Raw genomic sequence first — 21,399 nt, 5'->3', positions numbered from 1 at the left:
GGCCCGTCGGACGATGACTTCGGTAGCACCGGAACCCTCCCTGTCTGCACCGCCCCATCCTGGATGACGTTTCAACCTCGAACCAATCGCCGAACGGAAAAGTTGCCGTTTCTTTATATTGACGCGTTGCCTATTGGGTAGTTACCGACTGGCAACTGTGGGCGCGGTCACGAAACACACTGAGCCAGGGCGAATTAAAAGGATTCGAATTCTTTCCGTCCAGCAGTGCTATAGACTTCGCCGCCGCGTGGTGACGACACGATCACGACCCCGATCCGGCACCCCGCGCACCAGCACCCATGAGCCCCGACCAGCCCGCCGCAGTGTGCGGGCCGTCACATCAGCGCTGTTCAGCGAACCCGCCGGGTGTGTAAACAAATGTAAACCGCCGGAGAACCAGTCGTTTCGGAAGCATCACCGCGGGCCGGGTGACAGACCCCGCCATCCGCCCGTTCGGCCAGCTCGCGAGTCGTTCACCCAGGTCGGCCCCGGATCGCCCGCCGCCGCCGCGGCCGCCTCCGTGACCACGAGATTTCGCCGACCTCACAGCTCACCGAGGGGCCGACGGGGATGTGAAAAGTTCGTTTTGCCGGAGCACCCGGTCTCTTTACAGTTGCCCCTATCAGCCCGAAAGCACAGCTCGAAGGGGGCGTCGTGGTTAATTCGCGCACTCATGGTCCGTCGCCCACCGATATCGGCGACACGTTGCTGAACCTCGGTAAATACTTCCAGCGCGGTGAGGTCTCGCCGGACAACCGGTCGGTGTACAAGGTCGGTGGCCGCGACGCCGACGCGTTCTACCGCGACCGCTGGTCGCACGACAAGGTGGTGCGCTCCACCCACGGCGTGAACTGCACCGGCTCGTGCTCCTGGAAGATCTACGTCAAGGACGGCGTGATCACCTGGGAGTCGCAGCAGACCGACTACCCCTCGGTGGGCTCGGACAAGCCGGAGTACGAACCGCGCGGCTGCCCTCGTGGCGCGTCGTTCTCCTGGTACACCTACTCCCCCGCCCGCGTGCGCTACCCGTACGTGCGCGGCACCCTGCTGGACCTGTACCGCAAGGCCAAGGCCGAGCTCAAGGACCCGGTGCTGGCCTGGGAGTCGATCGTCGAGGACCCGGCCAAGGCCAAGGCGTACAAGACCGCGCGCGGCAAGGGCGGCTTCGTCCGCGCCGAGTGGTGGGAGGCCGCCGAGATCGCCGCGGCCGCGCACGTCTACACGATCAAGCAGTACGGACCCGACCGCGTGGCCGGCTTCTCGCCGATTCCCGCGATGTCGATGGTCAGCCACGCGACCGGTGCCAGGTTCGTGTCGCTGATCGGCGGCTACATGCTCTCCTTCTACGACTGGTACGCCGACCTGCCGGTGGCATCGCCGCAGGTCTTCGGCGATCAGACCGACGTGCCGGAGTCGGCCGACTGGTTCGACGCGGGCTACCTGATCATGTGGGGCTCCAACGTCCCGGTGACCCGCACGCCCGACGCGCACTACATGACCGAGGCGCGCTACCGCGGCCAGAAGGTCGTCGTCGTCTCCCCCGACTACGCCGACAACACCAAGTTCGCCGACGAGTGGGTGGCGGCCCGCCCCGGCACCGACGCGGCGCTGGCGATGGCCATGGGCCACGTGGTGCTCAAGGAGTTCTTCCTCGAGAAGCAGACTCCGATGTTCCTCGACTACATCAAGTCCTACACCGACCTGCCGTACCTGATCTGTCTCGACGAGGCGGCGGATCAGAACGGCGCCCTGCCCGGGAAGTTCCTCACCGCCGCCGATCTGGGTCAGACCGGTGAGGGTGTCGAGCACAAGCCGGTGCTGCTGGATCAGGCCGGAAACCCGGTGGTGCCCAACGGTTCGCTGGGCCACCGTTTCGGCGAGGGCGACGCGGGCAAGTGGAACCTCGACCTCGAGGGCGTCGACCCGCTGCTCACCCTGCTCGGCCATTCCGACGACGCACCGGCCACGATCGCCCTGCCGCGCTTCGACACCGACACCGCCGAGACGATCCTGCGTGGCGTCCCGACGAAAATCGTTGCGGGCAAGCGGGTCACGACCGTCTTCGACCTGCTGCTCGCGCAGTACGGCCTGGGTCGCGATGGCCTGCCCGGCGAGTGGGCCAAGGGCTACGAAGACGCCGAGTCGCCGTACACCCCGGCCTGGCAGGAGGCCATCACCGGCGTCCCCGCCGTGCAAGCCGCGCGCATCGGCCGCGAATTCGCCGACAACGCCGAACGTTCCGGCGGCCGCTCGATGATCCTGATGGGCGCGGGCACCAACCACTGGTTCCACTCCGATCAGATCTACCGCGCCTTCTTCACGCTGACGCTGCTCACCGGCTGCCAGGGCAAGAACGGCGGTGGCTGGGCCCACTACGTCGGTCAGGAGAAGTGCCGCCCCGTGACCGGGTGGGCCACCCTGGCTTCGGCGTCGGACTGGCAGCGCCCGCCGCGCCAGATGCAGGGCACCGTGTTCTGGTACCTCACCAACGACCAGTGGCGCTACGACCCGTTCACCTCCGACGCGTTCGCCTCCCCGCTGGGTAAGGGCCGCTTCGCCGGGCGCACCGCCGCCGACAACATCGCCCTGGCCAGCAGGCTCGGCTGGATGCCGAGCTACCCCACGTTCAACCGCAACCCGCTCGACCTCAGCGACGAGGCCGCCGCCGCGGGCAATACCGCCGCCGAACACGTCGTCTCCCAGCTGAAGTCCGGTGACCTGCGGTTCGCCTGTGAAGACCCCGACGCCCCGGAGAACTTCCCGCGCGTGCTCACCGTGTGGCGGGCCAACCTGCTCGGCTCCTCCGGCAAGGGCAACGAGTACTTCCAGAAGCACCTGCTCGGCTGCGGCTCCAACCTGCAGACCACCGACGCCACCGGCGTGCGGCCGCAGGAGCTGGAATGGCGCGAGGAAGGCGCCGAGGGCAAGCTGGATCTGCTGCTGGCGCTGGACTTCCGCATGACCAGCACCACGCTGTTCGCCGACATCGTGCTGCCCGCCGCCACCTGGTACGAGAAGCACGACCTGTCCTCCACCGACATGCACCCGTTCGTGCACGCGTTCTCCCCCGCCATCTCCCCGCCGTGGGAGGCCAAGACCGACTTCGAGGCGTTCCACCGCATCGCCCGCGGGTTCTCCTGGCTGGCCGAGAAGCACCTGGGCACCCGCCGCGACATCGTCGCGGTGCCGTTGCAGCACGATTCCCCCGACGCGCTCGCGCAGGCGGGCGGCAAGGTGCTGGACTGGAAAGCCGGTGAGTGCGAGCCGATTCCGGGCAAGACCATGCCCAAGATCGTGGAGATCGAGCGCGACTACACCAAGATCGCGGAGAAGCTCGCGGCGCTGGGCCCGCTGGTCGACACCCTCGGCGTGACCACCAAGGGCATCACCACCTACCCGGACAAGGAAGTCGAGTACCTCGCGGGCAAGAACGGCACCGTCGTCTCCGGCGTCGCGGCCGGGCGGCCGTCGCTGGCCAAGGACACCTTCGCCGCCGAGACCATCCTGGCGCTGTCGGGGACCACCAACGGCCGCCTCGCGGTCGAGGGCTTCCATCAGCTCGAGCGCCGCACCGGCACCAAGCTGGCCGATCTCGCGGCCGAGGCCGAGGGCAAGCAGATCACCTTCGCCGACACCCAGGCCAGGCCGGTGCCGGTGATCACCTCGCCGGAGTGGTCGGGCAGTGAGAGCGGTGGCCGCCGGTACTCGCCGTTCACCATCAATGTCGAGCGGAAGAAGCCGTGGCACACCCTCACCGGGCGCCAGCACTTCTACCTCGACCACGACTGGATGATCGAACTCGGCGAGCAGCTGCCGATCTTCCGGCCGCCGCTGGACATGACCGCGCTGTTCGCCGAACCGTCCATCGGCAATGTGAGCGGCAGCGGCGTCACCGTGCGCTACCTGACCCCGCACTCGAAGTGGTCCATCCACTCCGCCTACCAGGACAACCTGCACATGCTGACGCTCTCGCGCGGCGGTCAGACGATCTGGATGTCGGACCGCGACGCGGCCAAGATCGGTGTCGCCGACAACGATTGGATCGAGGCGGTCAACCGCAACGGCATCGTCGTCGCCCGCGCCATCGTCTCGCACCGCATGCCCGAGGGCACGGTCTTCATGTACCACGCGCAGGACCGCGCGGTGGACGTGCCGCGCATCGAGGGCACCGAGACCACGACCAAGGAGTCCAAGGGCAAGCGCGGTGGTATCCACAACGCGCTCACCCGGGTGCTGATCAAGCCGTCGCACCTGATCGGCGGCTACGCCCAGCAGTCCTTCGCCCTGAACTACCACGGCCCAACGGGCAACCAGCGTGACGAGGTCACCACCATCCGCCGCCGCAACCAGAACGTGGAGTACTGACATGCGCGTAATGGCTCAGCTCGCCATGGTCATGAACCTGGACAAGTGCATCGGCTGCCACACCTGCAGCGTCACCTGTAAGCAGGCGTGGACCAACCGCGGCGGCACCGAATACGTCTGGTTCAACAATGTGGAAACCCGTCCGGGACAGGGCTATCCACGCCAGTACCAGGATCAGGAGAAGTGGAAGGGCGGCTGGACGCTGAACAAGCGTGGCAAGCTGTCGCTGAAGTCGGGCTCGCGGTTCAAGCGCCTGATGAACATCTTCGCCAACCCGGATCTGCCCACGGTCGAGGACTACTACGAGCCGTGGAGCTACGACTACGACAATCTGCTGGCCTCCCCGCCCACCGACACCACCCCGGTCGCGCGGCCGAAGTCGCTGATCACCGGCGAGGACACCAAGGTCACCTGGGGCGCGAACTGGGACGACGACCTGGGTTCCGGCCCCGAAGCGGTCGGCAAGGACCCCTTGCTCGGCAAGCTCGAGGACAAGGTGAAACTGGAGTTCGAAGAGACCTTCATGTTCTACCTGCCGCGCATCTGCGAGCACTGCCTGAACCCGTCGTGCGCTGCGTCGTGCCCGTCCGGCGCGATCTACAAGCGCGAGGAAGACGGCATCGTCCTGGTCGACCAGGACAAGTGCCGCGGCTGGCGGCAGTGCATCACCGGCTGCCCGTACAAGAAGATCTACTTCAACCACAAGACGGGCAAGGCGGAGAAGTGCACCTTCTGCTACCCGCGCGTGGAGGTCGGCATCCCGACCGTGTGCTCGGAGACCTGCGTCGGGCGGCTGCGCTACATCGGCGTGATGCTCTACGACGCCGACGCGGTCCTCGAGGCGGCGTCGGTCACCGATGACAAGGACCTCTACCCGTCCCAGCTCGGCGTGTTCCTCAACCCGCACGACCCACGGGTGATCGCCGAGGCCGAGAAGGCCGGTATCTCGCCGGAATGGATTCAGGCCGCGCAGGATTCGCCGGTCTACAAGCTGATCGTGGACTACCAGCTGGCACTGCCGCTGCATCCGGAATACCGCACCATGCCGATGGTCTGGTACGTGCCGCCGCTGTCGCCGGTGGTCGACGTGCTCAGCGAGACCGGTCACGACGGCGAGGACGCGGGCAACCTGTTCGGCGCCATCGACGCGCTGCGCATCCCGATCGAGTACCTGGCCGAGCTGTTCACCGCGGGCGAGATCGGGCCGGTGCGCGCTTCGCTGCAACGCCTGGCCGGCATGCGCGCGTTCATGCGGTCGGTCAACCTCGGTGAGGAGCCCGAACCCGGGATCGCGCCGTCGATCGGGCTCGAGCCCGAGGAGATCGAGGCCATGTACCGGCTGCTCGCGATCGCCAAGTACGAGCACCGCTACGTGATCCCGTCCGGCGCGACTTCTCGTGCGCACGAACTGGATTCGCTGGCCACCGGCTGCAGCCTCGACACCGACGGCGGACCGGGCATGACCGCGTTCGACCAGGTGGTGGAGAAGTTCTCGCTGGCCGACACCAATCAGGCCGCGCCCGAGGAGAAGTCGGGCCGGATCAACCTGCTCAACTGGGACGGCCGCAGCACCAGCGGGCTCGTGCCGAGCAGCGACAAGCTTGCGCCCACCGCGAACGGCAACGGCGCCGCCGCAGGGAGCAACGGCAACGGCAGCAACGGCGCTGCCGTCGCCGACTCCACGGTCAGCGGTGCGGCGCAATGAGTCTGCTCTCGATCCGCAGGCGGCCGCAGCCGGTCACCGCCATGCCCGAGCACGATCGGCGGGTCGTCTGGCGGCTGGCCGCGCTCCTGCTGGACTACCCCGGTGAGTCGACGCTGGCGCTGCTGGACCAGATGTCTTCGGCGGCTGCGGAATTGTCCGCCGAGGTGCGGGCGCACTTCGACGCGGTGCTGACCTATCTGCGCGAGACGCCCTCGATCGAGGTCGCGCAGAGCTATGTCGAGACCTTCGACATGCGCCGCCGCGCCAGCCTGCACCTGACCTTCTACGCCTACGGCGACACCCGCAAGCGCGGCATGGCGCTGCTGCGGTTCAAGCACGCCTACCGGCAGGCGGGGGTGGAACTCGGCGACGAGGAACTGCCCGACCACCTGCCGGTGCTGCTGGAGTTCGCCGCCACCGTCGACCCGATCGGCGGCGAGCGCCTGCTGGGTGAGCACGTGCCGGTGCTGGAGTTGCTGCGACTGTCGCTGGGCGACAACAACTCTCCCTACAGTGGCGTCCTCGCCGCGGTGCTGACCACGCTGCCGCCGGTGACCACCGCCGATCGGCGCCGCATCGCCGAGCTCGCCGCGCAGGGCCCGCCCGAGGAGGAAGTCGGGCTGGAACCCTTCGCCATGGACCCCTCGTTGTTCGACGCCACGGAAGGCCGCCGATGAACGCCACCATCCCGCTCCCCGAAGGCCTGTGGCTGATCCTGCCCTACATCGCCGCCACGTCGTTCGTGCTCGGCCACGTCTGGCGCTACCGGTTCGACCAGTTCGGCTGGACCACCCGGTCCTCGCAGATCTACGAGTCCAAGCTGTTGCAGCTGGGCAGCCCGCTGTTCCACTTCGGCATGCTCGGGGTGTTCGGCGGGCACGTGATGGGTCTGCTGATCCCCGAGTCGTGGACCAGCGCGCTCGGCATCTCCGAGCACGCCTATCACCTGGTCGCGGTGGGCGCCGGCTCGGTCGCCGGGCTGATGGTGGTGGTCGGCGTCGCCATCCTCTGCTACCGCCGCATCGTCGTGCCCGCCGTGCGCAAGGCGACCAGCCGCAACGACGTGATGATGTACACCCTGCTGACGCTGGCCCTGGTCACCGGCCTGCTCAACACCTGGGGCTCCAACCTGCTGTGGGGCACCTACAACTACCGCGAGACCGTCTCCCCCTGGTTCCGCAGCCTGTTCACCATCAACCCCGAACCGGGCCTGATGGTCGGTGTCCCGTGGACCTTCCAGCTGCACGGCCTGGTCGTGCTGGCCCTGGTCGCCGCCTGGCCGTACACCCGCCTGGTCCACATGTTCAGCGCCCCCATCGGCTACCTGACCCGCCCCTACATCGTCTACCGCCGCCGCGAAGTCGACACCAAGGACAAGACCCGCTTCGCCAAGGCCTGGGACGCCCCGGTCACCCCCGACCGCTGGTAGGACCCGGTTTCCGCGCGCTCGTACCCCCTGACCCGGGCCAGTGCCATACTGGTCCGGTCAGCTGGAACACCGACTAGCGAGGGGACCGATGACTGCAGATCCGATGCCGCTGCAAGAACCCGCCGACCCCGAGGCATTCCCTGATTGGCTGGTGCCGCCGCCGGAAGGATTCACCGCCGACGATCTGGATCGTCTGACCGGCCTTCCCCCGCACACCGAGCTGATCGACGGGAGCCTCGTCTTCGTGAGCCCGCAGATGGCGTTTCACATGCTGGTCATCGACTATCTTCGCGACAGCCTCAAAGCTCAGGCCCCGGGCCATCTCCACGTGCGTCGGGAGATGACCGTGACCCTCTCCGCCCGGCAACGACCGGAGCCCGACATCATGATCGTCGACGCGGCAGCGAGCACCGGCCTCGAACAAACGACCTACGAACCACAGGACGTGCTTCTCGCGATCGAGGTGGTCTCCCCCGACTCCGTGATCCGTGATCGCAAGCGCAAGCCCGTGCTCTACGCGGACGCAGGCATCCCCCACTTCTGGCGCGTCGAGAACGTCGACGGGCGCGCGGTCGTCTACGTCTTCGAACTGGACCCGGCCACCGGTCAGTACGCGCCGACCGGGATCTACCACGACACCCTCGAGCTGACCCTGCCGTTCCCCATCACCCTCGACCTGGCCGAGGCCACGGCACCCTAGGTCTCGGAGCCGGATGCCGACGGCGAGGCGCGGGTGATCGCGGCGGGGTGAAATCACCCGTTCCGGGTGAGGTGGGCGGCTCGATGCCGCGCTTAGCCTCGGGCGGGACCGTAGTCGGTTCCGCAGGGAGGTTCTGTCATGTCCGAGACGCGGGGCTCAACGCCTGAGCAGATGCGCGCGGCGATCGAGTCCATCTCCACGCCCGATGTCATCGACAGTCCGTTCGGCGTGCTGAAGTTCTTCGACGGGGTGCCGTTGCCGGAGTCGCTGGACACGCTCTATGACGGCCTCGATCTGCTGCGCGGTATCGATGTGTTCCTCAACTGTGTTCCGGGTGCCTCCCTGGTCGCCTTCCGCGCGGGTCTGCGGTCGCTGGGGATCGGGGGCTACGCCATCGGTTTCTCCGATCCGCGCGCGGACTCCCGGGGCATCGCGCTGACTCCCAATACCGAAACCACCTACGGCACCACCTTTCTCGATCTGAAGGCCTGGGGGCCGACGGTGATCGAGGCACCGCCCCGGTCGATGTGCGTGATCGACGACTTCTGGTTCCGCTACGTCGCCGACATGGGTATTCCGGGTCCCGACCAGGGCGCGGGCGGCAAGTACCTGTTCGTCCCGCCCGGCTACACCGGCGATCTCCCGGACGGCTATTTCACCTACCACTCCGCGACCTATACCGACTGGGTGGTCCTGCGCGCGCTCGGCGGGGTGCCGGAGTTGCAGCGCACCCGGATCTACCCGCTGTCCGAAGCCGCGGATCCGCCGGTGAACGAGTGGATCGACTTCGCGCAGACGCCGTTCAACACCGTGCACGCCAACGACGTGTCGTTCTTCTACGAGGTCGACGAACTCGTCCAGGAGGAACCGGTCACCGCGCTCGACCCCGAACGCGCCGGACAGCTGGCCGCGATCGGCATCGTGCACGGCAAGCCCTTCGCCCCCGACGACCGCCTGCGCGCCGTTCTCGACAAGGCCGCCCGGGTCGGTGCCGGGCTGTCGCGCGCGATCGCGTTCACACCGCGGGACGAGGAGACGGTGCTCTACGGCAGCTGGCGCACTCTGTTCGTCGGCGGCAGTTACGAATTCCTGCGCGACGGCGCCCGTCTGCTCGACGCGCGCACCCGGTTCCACTACATCGCCACCGTCATCACGCCGGCGATGGCGCACGCGGTGGCCGGTGCGGGCTCGGCGTACACCTACACCGTGCACGACGCCAACGGCGACATCCTCGACGGCGCCCGCAGCTACCGGTTGCACGTCGACGCCGAACCACCGGCGAAGAACTTCTGGGCCGTCGACGTCTACGACACCCAGACCCGGTCGCTGTTGCAGGTCCCCGACACGCTGTGGCCCGCCGTTGCCTCGAACTCCGGCGACCTCGTCGCCAACGACGACGGTTCCTGGGACCTGTATTTCGGCCCGCAGGCGCCGGCAGGCAAGGAGTCCAACTGGGTGCAGACCGTGCCCGGCAAGTCGTGGTTCCCGCTGTTCCGGCTCTACGGACCGCTCGATCCGTGGTTCGACCAGACCTGGAAACTCAACGAATTCGAACCGATCTGAGGCTCAGTCCAGGGCCTCGCGGACGGAGTCGAACCAGGCCTGGGTATCGACGAGGCCCTTCTCGTTGTCCTTGCGGCCGCCGATGAAACCGAAGAGGTCGGCGGCGTAGCGGCTCAGGACGGTGGTGTCGGTCTCGTCGAGTTCGGTGAGCAGGTCGGTGTCGCCGAGCAGGTAGGCGACGACGGCGACCTGGCCCGCGGGCCAGGTCGCGCGGTGCTCGGCCCAGCCGTCGGCGCGCACGGCGCGGGCCTTGGTCAGCAGGTCGGCGCGCAGGGCGTCGCGGTCGGCGTCGCTGGGCCGACGCGGCTTGCCCCAGGTGATCCGTTTCGCGTCCGACATGGGCGATCCTCTCGCTGACGTGCGGCGTACCGGGGTCGGCGGGCGCCCGGTCTTGCCTCGACTGTCCCAGATCGAGGTCCGCCGACCGCCCACCGGCCCCGCCTCGCGCTACCCGGCGCGCAGGAACCGGCCGGTGCGCTCGGTGCCGAGCGCGGGATCCTTGCTGCCGGCGCCGAACACGTACCGCCCGCCGACGAAGACCGCGGTGACGGTCTCGTCGTTGCGATTGACCATGCGCGGCAGGTTGTCGAACTCCGGGATCGGGTTCTCCGCGTACGCGTCGAGCGTGTCGTCGAGGTGCGCCGGATCGATGACGACGACATCGGCGCGGTCACCGACGCGCAGGTGGCCCGCGTCGAGGCCGTACCAGTCGGCGAGTTCGCCGGTGATCCGGTGCACCGCGTGTTCGATCGTCATGAACGGGGTGCCCGCCCGCTCGGCGTCGGCGACCCGCCGCAGCAGGCGCAGGCCGAAGTTGTAGAAGGCCATATTGCGCAGGTGCGCGCCCGCGTCGGAGAAGCCCAGCTGGATACCGGGATCGGCGGCGAGGATATTGAGCACCTCGGGCCGGTGGTTGGAGATGGTGGTGCGCCAGCGCAGCTTCGCGCCGTGCTCGACGACCAGATCCAGGAACGCGTCGACCGGGTGCACGCCGCCGCGGTCGACCCCGACCTGGCCGAAGGTCTTGCCGATCACGCTGGGGTCGGGGCAGTCGACGATGTCGGCGTCGAAGAAGTCGCGATGCCAGACGCGGGGCCCGTACTTCTGGTCGTAGTCCTTGCGGAACTTGCGCCGGTACTGCTCGTCCTGCATGAGGTGGCGCTGCTCGTCGATGTGGTCGGCCAGGTGCAGCGCGGCGGCGCCGGAACCGAACTCCTCGAAGATCGGCAGGTCGATGCCGTCGGAGTAGACCTCGAACGGCACCGGCAGGTGCTGCCAGCGGAAGTCGCCGCGCAGCGCGTTGATCGCCCGCGCCAGCAGCGGGAACACCTTGGCCACCAGCGGAATCGCCTTGATGTCGGCGGCCGAGAGCAGGCTGACCTTCAGCGGCGCGCGCCACAGACCGATACTGCTCGCCGCCATCGCGATCATCGTGTCGGAGCGGTTGACATCCGGTCCGCCCTGGAGCGCGCGACCACGGGTGCGCAGGATGGTGTTGAGCGTCTTGCGTTCGGCCCTGGTCGAATACGTCGAGGGCAGGGTGCGCGAGCGGCACAGTTCGCCGTCGAGTTTGTCGAACAGCAGCCGCTGCGAGGACATGCCGACGAAACCCGCGTCGAGCGCCTCGGTCAGCTTCGCGGCCATGGCGGCGAGTTCGGTGTCACTGGGCCGCACGTCCTTCCGGGTCGCGCGGTCCAGACCCATCACCGCGGACCTGATGTCGGAGTGCCCGATGAAGCTGGCCACGTTCGGGCCGAGCGGCAGCGCGTCCAGCGCGGCGGCGTACTCGTCGGCGGAGTGCCAGCTCTTGGTCTGCTCCACCGCCCGCACGACGTGGGCGCGCGGAATCGCCTCGACCCGGCCGAACAGGTCGCCGGCGATCTCGCCGTCGACGTGCACCGTCGACAGCGAGCACGACCCGAGCAGCACGGTGGTCACGCCGTGGCGCACCGATTCCGACAGCGACGGATCGAGCAGCACCTCGACGTCGTAGTGGGTGTGGATATCGATCATGCCGGGCACGACCCACCGGCCGGTGGCGTCGACGACCCGGTCGCAGCCGGTCTCGTCGAGTGGTGTCGCCGAGATCGCGGCGACCTTGCCGTCCTTGATTCCGAGGTGGCGGATCGCGGACGCGGCGCCGGTGCCGTCGAACCAGCGGCCGCCCTTGATGATGCTGTCGAACATAGCTTTTCCTCTTAGAGCGCGAGATCGCGTCGGGTGACCTTGCCGGTCGCGTTGCGCGGCAGGGCGTCGGTGGTGAGCCGCCAGCGGGCGGGCACCTTGAAATAGGCGAGCCGCGCGGCGACGAAGTCGCGCAGTTCCTCCGCGTCGACCGTGCCGGGCTCGGCGACCACCACGGCCGCCACCTCCTGGCCGAGATCGGGATGGGCGACGCCGAACACGGCGCACTCGGTGACCGCGGGATGCTCGGTCAGCACGTTCTCGATCTCGGTGGGATAGACGTTCTCGCCGCCGCGCAGGATCAGGTCGGTGCGCCTGCCCGAGACGGTCAGCCTGCCGTCGGTGACGGTGCCGAAATCGCCGGAGCGCAACCAGCGCTCGCCGTCGATGGCCTTGGCGGTGGCGGCGTCGTCGCGCCAATAGCCGAGCATCACGTACGGGCTGCGGATGCAGATCTCGCCCTCCTCGCCGTCGGGGACGACCGCGCCGTCGGCGTCGCGGATCTCCACCGCCACCCCGAAGATCGGCTTGCCGACCGAGGCGTCGTCGGCGAGCAGGTCCAGCGGCGTGGCCACCGTCGCGGCGGTGCCGCTCTCGGTGAGGCCGTAGCTGGTGGTCAGCGCGAATTGCAGGGACGGGATCTTCTCGCGCAGGCTGGCCAGCAGCGCGGGCGAGGACGGCGCCGAGTTGAGCGAGAGGGCGCCCAGCGAGGACAGATCGTGCTGGGCGACATCGTGATCCAGCAGCCGCGAGGCCATGGTCGGCACGGCGGCCCAGTTGGTGACCCGCTCGCGCTCGACCAGGCTCAGCACCCGGCCGACCTCGAACGCGCCGTGCGGGAACACCGCCGCCGCGCCCGTCACCAGCCGGGGGATGACGAGATTGTGCAGGCTGGCGATGTGGAACAGCGGGGCGGTGACCAGGTAGCGGCGATCACTCGGCGCGTCGCTGGGCGGCTGACCGGCGAACGCGGCGAGCATCGCGTCGGTGAAGCGGTGATAGTCGCTGATGGCCACCATGTTCCGCTGCGAATGCACCACGCCCTTGGGCCTGCCGCTGGTGCCGCTGGTGTAGAGGATCACCGCCGGATCGTCCTCGTCGACCGGCGTGTCCGGGATCTCGCCACCGCCGAATTCGGCGATCAGGGCGGGCAGGTCGCCGTCCATGGTGAGCACCGGGATATCGGTGCCGGTCTCGGCGAGCAGCGCGGCCCGTTTGGCGTCGGCGATCGCCACGGTGGGCGCGGCGTGCTCGAGCCCGTAGGCGATCTCCGGCGGCGCCCACCAGGCGTTGTAGCCGACCGGGATGGCGCCCAGGCACTGCGCGGCCCAGAACGTGATCACCCAGTCCGGGCCGTTGGCGGCCAGGATGCCGACCCGGTCGCCCTTGCCGACGCCGTAGCGGGTCGCCAGCGCGGTGGCCAGCGCGCCCGCGGCCGCGGCGTGCTCGGCGAAGGACAGGCGGCGGTCCTCGGTGATCAGGTAGTCGCGCTCGCCCCAGCTCCGCGAGTGTTCGAGCAGTGCGCGCAGGCTGCGGCGGCGGTGGGCCAGCACCGGGATCGGCACGCCGAGAACGGGTTCGACGGTCAGCTCGAAGGGCGCGCCGGGCGCGGTCAGGCCCGCGGCGACCTTGGCCACGAATTCCTGCGGGTCCACTACATCGGTCATAGTCTTGTTCTCCATCAGGGGATGAGGACGGCGCGTCCGCGGATCGCGCCCGCGTCGAGTCGGTCGAAGGCGGTCCGGGCGTCGGCGAGGTCGAAGCGTTCGACCTCGGCGCGCACCTTGCCCGCGGCGGCCAGGGTGATCACGTCGACGAGGTCGCCGCGGGTGCCGCCGTAGGACTTGCGCACCGTGGCGCCCCACGGCAGGCCGGGCCCGCCCGCCGGGCCGGAGTCGATGCCGGGGATGCCGCCCGCCAGCCCCACCATCCGGTAGGCACCGTTGGGGGCGACCGTCTCCACGGCCAGCTTCGCGGTGGCGTCGGCGCCGACGAAGTCGAACACCGCCTCGGCCCCGCGTCCGCCGGTCAGCTCGAGGATGGTGGCGGCGGTGTCCGCACCGGCGGTCAGCGCGACATCGGCGCCGCAGGCGGTGGCCAGCGCGAGCTTGTCGGGATCGACGTCGACCGCGATCACCCTGGTCTCGGTGAGCGCCTTCAACAGCTGGACCGCGACGTGGCCGAGTCCGCCGATGCCGATCGCGACCGCGGTGGCGCCCGGCCACAGCTGGTCCAGCGCGCCGCGGATGGCGTGCATGGGGGTGAGCGCCGCGTCGGCCAGCGGGGCCGCCTGCGCGAAATCCATGTCGCCGATGGGGACGAACGAGCGCACCGGGATGCGCACGTACTCGGCCATCCCGCCGTCGGGGCCGAGGCCGGGGCACGGCGGCATGGCCGTGCGACCGGCCGCCAGGCAGACGTTCTCGTTGCCGTGCAGGCACTCCCGGCATTCGCCACAGGACCAGCACAGGTACACGAGTCCACGCTCGCCGACCCGGCGGCCCGCGACCCGCGACCCGACGGCCTCGATGGTGCCCGCGATCTCGTGGCCGAGGGTGAGTGGCTGCTCGCTCATCGGGAACGGCAGGCTCAGCACGAACGAATCCGAATGGCAGATCCCGGCCGCGCCGACCCGCAGCAGCAGATCGTCGGGGCCGAGGTCGGGCACCGGCACGGTCCGCAGTTCGAGGGTGCCCGGCGCGGTCAGCTGCATCGCGCGCATCGTCATCGCCGCTCCCCCATCGCGTCGAAGGTGGCCTTCAGATACCGGTCGCAGCGGTCGGAGCCGATCAGGCCGGTCGCCATCCGATTCATGGTGTAGGCGAAGGTGATCCGGCGATCCAGGTCGTTGACGACCATCGACCCGCCGTAGCCGGCCCACCAGCAGACCCGGCCGTCGGGGATGTGCGGGAAGGTCTGCGGCCGGGGCAGCCCGTAGCCGATGCCGAAGCGCAACGGGGTCAGCAGGGCCAGGTCGACGCCGTCGGCCTGCTCGCGGAAGATCAGCTCGACGGTGGCGGGCGAGAGGAATCGCCGCCCGCTGAGCTCGCCGCCGTTGGCGATCAGCGACTGGATCCGGGCGACCGAGCGCGCGTTGCCGTGCCCGTTGGTGCCGCCGATCTCGGCCGCCCGCCAGGCCGGCGTCGCGGTCTCGCCGATCTCGAGCCAGGGACTGGTGAGCGTCTTGATCAGCACGCTGTCCTGGTCGAGGGTCGACAGATCGAACTCGGGCAGTTCCGGCGGGATCAGGGTGGCGATCCGGTCGGCGTGCTCGGGACCGGTACCGATGTGGAAATCGGCGCCCAGCGGGCCCGCCAGTTCCTCGGCGAAGAAGCGGCCGAGCGAGCGACCGGTGATGCGGCGCACCAGTTCACCGATGAGATGCCCGTAGTTGATGGCGTGATAGCCCGACGCGGTGCCCGGCTCCCACCAGGGCGCCTGGGTCGCCAGCCGGGCCGCGGCGGCCTCGGTGTCGTAGATGTCGGCCAGTTCGATCGGCTTCTCCCAGCCGGAGACACCGGAGGTGTGCGAGAGCAGGTGCCGGACCAGGATGGCGTCCTTGCCGTTGGCCGCGAACTCGGGCCAGTAGGCGGCCACCCGCGCGTCGAGGTCGAGTTCGCCGCGGTCGACCAGCAGCAGCGCGCACAGGGCGGTCATCGTCTTGGTCACCGAGAAGACGTTGACCAGGGTGTCGGCACCCCAGCGCCGCGTCTTGTCCGGGTCGGCCCAGCCGCCCCACAGGTCGAGGACCGGCTCACCGTCGACCGTGACACACAGGGCCGCGCCGACTTCGGCGCCCCCGTCGAGTTCCTCGTCGAAAGCGGCACGCACACCGGCGAATTCGTCGAGACAGAAACCGGCGGCGCTCATCGCGGCACCCCCGCGGTCGCGCGAGCGGGAACAGGCAGCGTATTGCCCGCCGCGGCAGCGCGTTTCGCACCGCGCGCGATCTCCTTCGTCATCGAGCGCACATACGGCTCGAATTCGATCTGGATGGTGTGCCGTGGCGAATCGTAGTAGCGGCCGGTGCGCCGGGATTCCTGCTCGCGCAGCACCGTCTCGATCTCCGCACGCGGCGGCAGATGGTAGCGGCCGGTCAGATAGGCGGCCACCAGTTTGCTCTGCTGCTCGGCGAAGTTCACCAGCGTCGGCATCGGCTGGGCCAGGCCGAGATAGAACAGATTGTCCACCCCGGGCTTGTGCATCATCTGGAACAGCGGGAACCGGTTGGCCGCGTCGGGGACCAGCGCGGCGTCGGTGAGGAACGGGAAACTGATGTGATAGCCGGTGGCGCAGACGATCACGTCGACCTGTTCGCTGCTGCCGTCGGCGAAATGCACGGTGTCACCGTCCAGGCGGGTGATCGCGGGCTTGCATTCCACGTCACCGCAGCCGGCCCGGTGCAGGAATTCCTCGCTCGCCGACGGATGCGCCTCGAACGGCTCGTGATCGGGCGCGGGCAGGCCGTAGTTGCGCATGTCGCCGCGATTCTTGCGGACGAAGCGCTGCTTGAGTTTGAGCGCCAGCTTGGCCGGAATCCAGGACGGCATCGAACGCCGGTCGCCCACTTCCCCGTTCACGTATTTGGGCAGCACCCAGACACCGCGGCGGGCCGAGACGAACAGCTTCGACGCGATGAAGCGCTGGGACAGTTCCGAGGCGATATCGAGGCCGGAATTGCCCATGCCGACCACCACGACCCGCTTGCCGCGCATATCGACCGGATCGAACGGGTCGTTGTAGGCGTGGCTGTGCATCAGCACGCCGTCGAATTCGCCGGGGTAGTCCGGGAATCGGGGATTCCAGTGGTGGCCGTTGCAGACGATCAGCGCGTCGTAGACCTCGGTGTCGCCCGCCGCGGTGGTCACCCGCCAGAGCCCGGCGTCGTCGCGTTCGGCGGCGGTGACCAGGGTGTTGAACCGGATGTGGTCGCGCAGGTCGAAATGGTCGACGTAGTCCTTGAAGTACTGCAGCAGCTGCGAATGGTGCGGGAAGTGCGGCCATTCCTCGGGCGCCGGGAAGTCCTCGAACTGCAGGCGGTACTTCGAGGTGTCGATGTGCAGGCTCTGATAGCAGGCCGACATCCCGTTCGGGTTCTTGTAGTACCAATTGCCGCCGACTTCGTCGGACGCCTCGTAGCAGTCGAACGGAATTCCGTTCTCGGCCAGTCGCTTGGCGACGGTGATACCCGAAGGTCCGGCGCCGATGACGCAGACCCTGGGCAATTCGCGTGTATCCATGCACAACTCCTGAACAGCGCGGTCGTCGATGACCGCACCGAGTGACGTGAACCACAGCGTAGCGTCTCACTAGACACGGTGTCTAGTGAATGGGCGGATCGTCTAAGATGGGCTCATGCCGACCGAACCCGCTGCGCGCCGCGGCTCCCTGCGCGAGGAACAGAAGCGCCTCACCAGGAACAAGATCGTGGAAACCGCGCGGTCGCTGTTCGAGACCGAGGGCTACTCCGCGGTCCGGGTCGACGACATCGTGGCCGCCGTCGGGTGCAGCCGGGCGACGTTCTACCTGCACTTCACCAGCAAGGGCGAGGTGCTGCGGGCGATCGCCAACGAGGGCACGCTGACCAGCGTCCGGGAGTTCTACGCCGACCTCGACCGGGTGCTCACCACCGGCTCCAGGGCCGCGTTCGAGGAGTGGATGACCCGCGCGATCTACTGGTTCCTCACCAACAAGGACATGCTCCCGGCCTGGGACGAGGCCACCGCGCTGGAGCCGGAATTCCGCGCGGTCGCGCGCGAGGGCATCATGACGCTGGCCGACAGCATGCCCGCCTACCTCGCCCGCTGGCCCGAACACCGCCGCGACGAGGCCCGGCTGCGGATCGAACTGCTGGTCGCCCAGCTCGAACGGTTCTTCACCCGGTGGGCCATGCAGGGCGTCATCGACGTCACGGCCGAGAAGGCCGCCACCGTGCTCACCGACGTCTGGTTCCCGGCGCTGCAGACGCCGACCGAGTAGCCCTCAGCGGGTGGGCCAGCCGCCGTTGCGTTTGCTCTGGTCGATCTCGTCGTCGCCACCGCCGGCGAGGTGCTGGATCCCGAGCTTCTCGGCGAACAGGTGCCGCTGGGTGATCCAGCCGAGCAACGACAGGCCCAACCAGGCCAGCACGGAGGTCACCTGCTGCCAGCCGGGCTCGGGATCGCGCAGGAACGCCAGCGAGTCGCTCATCCGGCCCAGGCCGCTGACCACCATGCTGGCGCCGCCGATCGAGGTCAGCCACAGCAGGGCGCGAGCGCGGAACTTCTCGGCCAGGAAGGCGCCCGCCACACACATGGCCAGCGCCACGATCATGCTCAGCGCGACGTTCTTGTCGCCGGGCTGCAACACCGTCGCCAGCTTGGTGCCGATCATCGCGCCGGTGAGGCCGCCGATGAAGTAGGACGCGAAGCGGAACACCAGCGAGGTGATCACCCACGAGGACACCGCGCCGATCAGGCCGATCAGCACCAGCCAGGCCAGCGAGGCGTTGAACAGGTCGGCGATCATCCAGCCGAGACCGAAGCCGATCGCGATGATGCCCAGGTGGACCGATCGGATGCCGTAGAAGCACAGCAGCGCTCCGACCACGACGACGACGATGCCATTCATACGATCAACGCTAGAACTCCGGACGCCGCCCCGGTTCACCCGATTCGGGTGAGGTGGGCGCCGCGGGATCGGCGCACGATCACGCCATGGGAACAACACCTGCGCTGGGCCCGGTCGACTTCCTCGTCCTCACCTTCCCCGGCACCGCGGTCGACGAGTCGGTCACCGACGCGCTCGCCGAGGTCGTCGAGAACGGACTGGTGACCCTGCTCGATCTGATCGTGCTGACGATGGACGACGCGGGCACCATCACCGAGAAGGAGATCGACGACGACCTGGCCGAGGTGGGTCTCACCGGGCTCACCGCCGCCGACATCGACCTGGTCAGCGCGGCCGACGTGGAGGTCGTGCGCACCTCGATGGCGCCCGGCAGCACGTCGGTGATCCTGGTCTTCGAGCAGACCTGGGCCGCGCGGCTGGCCGGCGCCGTGCGCGGTGCCAGGGGTGAGGTGACGCTGCACGTTCAGGTGCCGCGCGATGTCGTCCAGGCCGCGGTGTCCGCGGCGACGACCGGCTAGGGAGGAATCGTCATGCCACTACGAAGGGGCCGCGTCGGGCGGCCGGGACTGCTGGGCACGATCGCCCGTACCGCGGTCGTCGCGGGTACCGCGACCGCCACCTCCAACGCCGTGAACAACCGGGCCAGGAAACGCTCGGCCGAACAGCAGGCCTACGCCGATCAGCAGAACTACGACCAGCAGCAGGCCTACGCCCAGCAGCAGGCCTACGCCGCGCCGCCACCGCAGCCCGTGGCACCGGCGCCGCCGCCCGCCGCGCCGGTCGACCTGGTCGCGAAGCTCAAGCAACTGAGCGACCTGCACGCCGCCGGTGCGCTCTCCGACGCCGAGTTCGCCGCCGCGAAGGCACAGCTGCTCGGCTGAGACCACGCGCAACAGCGCCCCCGGCCCTGGGCGGCCGGGGGCGCTGTTCATGAACCCCGAGCTGGGTCTCAGGGTGTGACGATCGGGAACCTCGGGTCGGGCGTCTCGATCAGGCCGACCAGGGTCTTCAGCACCGCCTGATCACCGTCCATCGTGACGCCGTCGAAGCCCTGGCCACCGAGCCCGGCCAGCAGCTGCGCCTTGGTGAGCGTCAGGGTGAGGTCGGCCGGGCCGCGCAACGGCGCGTGCCCGGACGCGGTGCGGTGGGTGAGCGCGCCGTTGGACATGGTCAGCCGGGTGACCGCGCCGCTGTCGGTCAGGTTCAGGTCCAGCGCGAAGTCCGATTCGGCGGCGCGCAGGCCGTTGATCCGGATGGCGATCGAGTCGATGATCATGTCGATCGTCAGCGCCGCCATCATCTGCGGGTCGGTGGTGTCCAGGCTGACCTGGGTCGGGCCGTTGCGCAGCTCGGTCGCGCCGACCAGGAAGAAGTTGCGCCAGGTGCCGTTCTCGCTGCCGTAGCCGAGGGTCTGGTAGACCTCGGCCAGCGCCTCCTTGGCCGCGGTGTTGCCCGGGTCGGCGAAGACGGCGTGATTGAGCAGCGTGGCCGCGAACCGGTGGTCGCCCTCGGCGGCGTAGGCACGCCCCTTGGCGACGACGGCGTCGACGCCGCCGTAGTCGGCGACGTAGCGCTTGGCCTGCTCCACCTCGGTGTGCTCCCACAGGTGCGCCGGGTTGCCGTCGAACCAGCCGAGATAGCGCTGGTAGATGGCCTTGACGTTGTGACTGAGCGAGCCGTAGTAGCCGCGGTTGGCCCACAGTCCGTCGAGCCCGGGCGGGAAGGTGAGGATCTCGGCGATCTCGGGTCCGTTGAGGCCCTGGTTGAGCAGGCGCAGGGTCTGGTCGTGCAGGTAGGCGTACATGTCGCGCTGACCGGCCAGCCATGCGGTCCAGTTGTCGGCGCCCCAGGTGGGCCAGTGGTGCGAGGCGAAGGCGACGTCGGCCTTGTCGGCGAACAGCGCGATGGCCTCGTCGAGATAGCTCGACCAGATCCGCGAGTCGCGCACCACCGCGCCGCGCAGGGTGAGCACATTGTGCATGTTGTGGGTGGCGTTCTCGGCCATGCACAGGGCCCGGCGGTCGGGGAACAGGAAGTTCATCTCGGCGGGGGCCTCGGTGCCCGGGGTCAGCTGGAAGACGATGCGGACGCCGTCGACCACCTCCTCCTGCCCGGTGCGGGTGATGTCGAGGGTCGGCGGGATCATCGTGACCGTGCCGGTGGAGGTGGTCATGCCGAGGCCGCAGCCGAGCTGGCCGTCGGGAGCCTTGTCCAGGCCGGTGCCGTACATGAAGATCGCGCGCCGGGTCATCGCGTTGCCCGCGTAGACGTTCTCGCTGACCGCGTGCTCGAGGAAACCCTCCGGGGCGATGACCGGGACCTCCGGATGCCCCTCCGGCACGACACCGCGCGCGCCGCCGAAATGGTCGGCGTGCGAATGGGTGTAGATCAGACCGGTCACCGGCCGGTCGCCGCGATGCTTGCGGTAGATCGCCAGGCCCGCGGCGGCGGTCTCGGCGGAGATGAGCGGGTCGATGACGATCACGCCCGTCTCGCCCTCGACGATCGTCATGTTCGACAGGTCGAAGTTGCGCACCTGGTAGATGCCCTCGGTGACCTCGAACAGGCCCTGGATATTGCAGAGCTGGCCCTGCCGCCACAGGCTCGGATCGGCCGTCGGCGGGCACGGGCCGTCGAGGAAGTCGTAGGCGCCGATGTCCCAGATCACCCGGCCGTCGGCGGCGGTGATCACCGGCGGGTCGAGCTTGTCGATCAGGCCGCGGTTGGCGTTGTCGAAGTCGGTCGTGTTCCCGAAGTCCGGATACGTGCGCATCGTCCACCTTGCCTCGTCGGAATCCTGGCGGTCCCGCGACCGTAGCCGCGCCGGGCGGCGCGGAAATCATC

The 21,399-nt window shown here is 68.8% G+C and carries 17 protein-coding genes; 9 read left to right on the top strand and 8 right to left on the bottom strand.

Features of this window, described 5'->3' with window-relative positions; translation table 11 throughout:
* Positions 1-654: 654 nt before the first annotated feature.
* The 6 genes from ACFVW6_RS25805 to ACFVW6_RS25780 all read left to right on the top strand — a co-directional run bounded on the left by ACFVW6_RS25805 (position 655) and on the right by ACFVW6_RS25780 (position 9,762).
* On the top strand, positions 655-4,365 hold the full coding sequence (locus ACFVW6_RS25805) for a nitrate reductase subunit alpha (protein ID WP_378822980.1): 3,711 nt from the start codon (positions 655-657) through the stop codon (positions 4,363-4,365).
* Between the two features lie 10 nt (positions 4,366-4,375).
* Complete coding sequence (gene narH / locus ACFVW6_RS25800; protein ID WP_355280824.1) at positions 4,376-6,070, top strand: nitrate reductase subunit beta; 1,695 nt, start codon at positions 4,376-4,378, stop codon at positions 6,068-6,070.
* Positions 6,067-6,747 carry a nitrate reductase molybdenum cofactor assembly chaperone gene (narJ, locus tag ACFVW6_RS25795; protein WP_378822981.1) on the top strand — a complete coding sequence of 227 codons (681 nt, stop codon included), beginning with the start codon at positions 6,067-6,069 and terminating at the stop codon, positions 6,745-6,747. The genes narH and narJ overlap by 4 nt, the downstream gene beginning before the upstream one ends.
* Positions 6,744-7,499 carry a respiratory nitrate reductase subunit gamma gene (gene narI, locus ACFVW6_RS25790; protein ID WP_355280716.1) on the top strand — a complete coding sequence of 252 codons (756 nt, stop codon included), beginning with the start codon at positions 6,744-6,746 and terminating at the stop codon, positions 7,497-7,499. The genes narJ and narI overlap by 4 nt, the downstream gene beginning before the upstream one ends.
* Positions 7,500-7,587: 88 nt before the next feature.
* A complete protein-coding gene (locus ACFVW6_RS25785; protein ID WP_355280714.1) occupies positions 7,588-8,199 on the top strand; it encodes a Uma2 family endonuclease in 612 nt (203 codons plus the stop codon).
* Between the two features lie 138 nt (positions 8,200-8,337).
* On the top strand, positions 8,338-9,762 hold the full coding sequence (locus tag ACFVW6_RS25780) for a DUF1254 domain-containing protein (protein ID WP_378822983.1): 1,425 nt from the start codon (positions 8,338-8,340) through the stop codon (positions 9,760-9,762).
* Between the two features lie 3 nt (positions 9,763-9,765).
* Here ACFVW6_RS25780 and ACFVW6_RS25775 read toward each other — a convergent pair whose 3' ends face one another.
* From ACFVW6_RS25775 to ACFVW6_RS25750, 6 genes are all read right to left on the bottom strand, one after another.
* Complete coding sequence (locus ACFVW6_RS25775; protein ID WP_378822986.1) at positions 9,766-10,101, bottom strand: hypothetical protein; 336 nt, start codon at positions 10,099-10,101, stop codon at positions 9,766-9,768.
* A 108-nt stretch (positions 10,102-10,209) separates the two neighbouring features.
* Positions 10,210-11,949, bottom strand: coding sequence for an amidohydrolase family protein (locus ACFVW6_RS25770; RefSeq protein ID WP_378822987.1), 1,740 nt, complete (start codon positions 11,947-11,949; stop codon positions 10,210-10,212).
* Positions 11,950-11,960: 11 nt separating this feature from the next.
* Positions 11,961-13,613: a class I adenylate-forming enzyme family protein gene (locus ACFVW6_RS25765; protein ID WP_378822989.1), complete on the bottom strand. Its 1,653-nt coding sequence runs from the start codon at positions 13,611-13,613 to the stop codon at positions 11,961-11,963.
* A gap of 14 nt (positions 13,614-13,627) precedes the next feature.
* Complete coding sequence (locus ACFVW6_RS25760) at positions 13,628-14,668, bottom strand: NAD(P)-dependent alcohol dehydrogenase (RefSeq protein WP_378825526.1); 1,041 nt, start codon at positions 14,666-14,668, stop codon at positions 13,628-13,630.
* A 2-nt stretch (positions 14,669-14,670) separates the two neighbouring features.
* A complete protein-coding gene (locus ACFVW6_RS25755) occupies positions 14,671-15,816 on the bottom strand; it encodes a serine hydrolase domain-containing protein (protein ID WP_378822991.1) in 1,146 nt (381 codons plus the stop codon).
* Complete coding sequence (locus tag ACFVW6_RS25750; protein WP_378822992.1) at positions 15,813-17,186, bottom strand: flavin-containing monooxygenase; 1,374 nt, start codon at positions 17,184-17,186, stop codon at positions 15,813-15,815. Before ACFVW6_RS25750 ends, ACFVW6_RS25755 begins: the two co-directional genes overlap by 4 nt.
* A gap of 115 nt (positions 17,187-17,301) precedes the next feature.
* On the opposite strand from ACFVW6_RS25750, the gene ACFVW6_RS25745 reads away from it, so the two are divergent.
* Positions 17,302-17,925 (top strand): TetR/AcrR family transcriptional regulator, encoded by a 624-nt coding sequence (locus tag ACFVW6_RS25745; RefSeq protein WP_355280701.1) that lies wholly within the window; start codon positions 17,302-17,304, stop codon positions 17,923-17,925.
* Positions 17,926-17,928: 3 nt separating this feature from the next.
* On the opposite strand, the gene ACFVW6_RS25740 is transcribed toward ACFVW6_RS25745, so the two are convergent.
* Positions 17,929-18,555, bottom strand: a complete 627-nt coding sequence (locus ACFVW6_RS25740; RefSeq protein WP_355280700.1) for a DUF4203 domain-containing protein — start codon at positions 18,553-18,555, stop codon at positions 17,929-17,931.
* An 86-nt stretch (positions 18,556-18,641) separates the two neighbouring features.
* Here ACFVW6_RS25740 and ACFVW6_RS25735 point away from each other — a divergent pair, with 86 nt between their 5' ends.
* Both ACFVW6_RS25735 and ACFVW6_RS25730 read left to right on the top strand, forming a co-directional pair.
* Positions 18,642-19,073, top strand: coding sequence for a DUF6325 family protein (locus tag ACFVW6_RS25735; protein WP_355280698.1), 432 nt, complete (start codon positions 18,642-18,644; stop codon positions 19,071-19,073).
* A gap of 12 nt (positions 19,074-19,085) precedes the next feature.
* Positions 19,086-19,436 carry an SHOCT domain-containing protein gene (locus tag ACFVW6_RS25730; protein ID WP_378822995.1) on the top strand — a complete coding sequence of 117 codons (351 nt, stop codon included), beginning with the start codon at positions 19,086-19,088 and terminating at the stop codon, positions 19,434-19,436.
* A gap of 68 nt (positions 19,437-19,504) precedes the next feature.
* On the opposite strand, the gene ACFVW6_RS25725 is transcribed toward ACFVW6_RS25730, so the two are convergent.
* Positions 19,505-21,328 carry an alkyl/aryl-sulfatase gene (locus tag ACFVW6_RS25725; RefSeq protein ID WP_378822997.1) on the bottom strand — a complete coding sequence of 608 codons (1,824 nt, stop codon included), beginning with the start codon at positions 21,326-21,328 and terminating at the stop codon, positions 19,505-19,507.
* Between the last annotated feature and the right edge of the window lie 71 nt (positions 21,329-21,399).

Source organism: Nocardia sp. NPDC058244, assembly GCF_042882065.1.
GTDB lineage: Bacteria > Actinomycetota > Actinomycetes > Mycobacteriales > Mycobacteriaceae > Nocardia.
The sequence above is the reverse complement of the archived record's forward strand: the minus strand, read 5'-3'. Positions and strand labels throughout refer to the sequence as shown.

What these genes read in the sequence shown, in the direction of transcription:
- narH (WP_355280824.1), top strand. Translation starts at nt 4,376, where the DNA reads ATGGCTCAGCTCGCCATGGTCATGAACCTGGACAAGTGCATCGGCTGC.
- narJ (WP_378822981.1), top strand. Translation starts at nt 6,067, where the DNA reads ATGAGTCTGCTCTCGATCCGCAGGCGGCCGCAGCCGGTCACCGCCATG.
- narI (WP_355280716.1), top strand. Translation starts at nt 6,744, where the DNA reads ATGAACGCCACCATCCCGCTCCCCGAAGGCCTGTGGCTGATCCTGCCC.
- ACFVW6_RS25785 (WP_355280714.1), top strand. Translation starts at nt 7,588, where the DNA reads ATGACTGCAGATCCGATGCCGCTGCAAGAACCCGCCGACCCCGAGGCA.
- ACFVW6_RS25780 (WP_378822983.1), top strand. Translation starts at nt 8,338, where the DNA reads ATGTCCGAGACGCGGGGCTCAACGCCTGAGCAGATGCGCGCGGCGATC.
- ACFVW6_RS25775 (WP_378822986.1), bottom strand. Translation starts at nt 10,101, where the DNA reads ATGTCGGACGCGAAACGGATCACCTGGGGCAAGCCGCGTCGGCCCAGC.
- ACFVW6_RS25770 (WP_378822987.1), bottom strand. Translation starts at nt 11,949, where the DNA reads ATGTTCGACAGCATCATCAAGGGCGGCCGCTGGTTCGACGGCACCGGC.
- ACFVW6_RS25765 (WP_378822989.1), bottom strand. Translation starts at nt 13,613, where the DNA reads ATGACCGATGTAGTGGACCCGCAGGAATTCGTGGCCAAGGTCGCCGCG.
- ACFVW6_RS25760 (WP_378825526.1), bottom strand. Translation starts at nt 14,668, where the DNA reads ATGCGCGCGATGCAGCTGACCGCGCCGGGCACCCTCGAACTGCGGACC.
- ACFVW6_RS25755 (WP_378822991.1), bottom strand. Translation starts at nt 15,816, where the DNA reads ATGAGCGCCGCCGGTTTCTGTCTCGACGAATTCGCCGGTGTGCGTGCC.
- ACFVW6_RS25750 (WP_378822992.1), bottom strand. Translation starts at nt 17,186, where the DNA reads ATGGATACACGCGAATTGCCCAGGGTCTGCGTCATCGGCGCCGGACCT.
- ACFVW6_RS25745 (WP_355280701.1), top strand. Translation starts at nt 17,302, where the DNA reads ATGCCGACCGAACCCGCTGCGCGCCGCGGCTCCCTGCGCGAGGAACAG.
- ACFVW6_RS25740 (WP_355280700.1), bottom strand. Translation starts at nt 18,555, where the DNA reads ATGAATGGCATCGTCGTCGTCGTGGTCGGAGCGCTGCTGTGCTTCTAC.
- ACFVW6_RS25735 (WP_355280698.1), top strand. Translation starts at nt 18,642, where the DNA reads ATGGGAACAACACCTGCGCTGGGCCCGGTCGACTTCCTCGTCCTCACC.
- ACFVW6_RS25730 (WP_378822995.1), top strand. Translation starts at nt 19,086, where the DNA reads ATGCCACTACGAAGGGGCCGCGTCGGGCGGCCGGGACTGCTGGGCACG.
- ACFVW6_RS25725 (WP_378822997.1), bottom strand. Translation starts at nt 21,328, where the DNA reads ATGCGCACGTATCCGGACTTCGGGAACACGACCGACTTCGACAACGCC.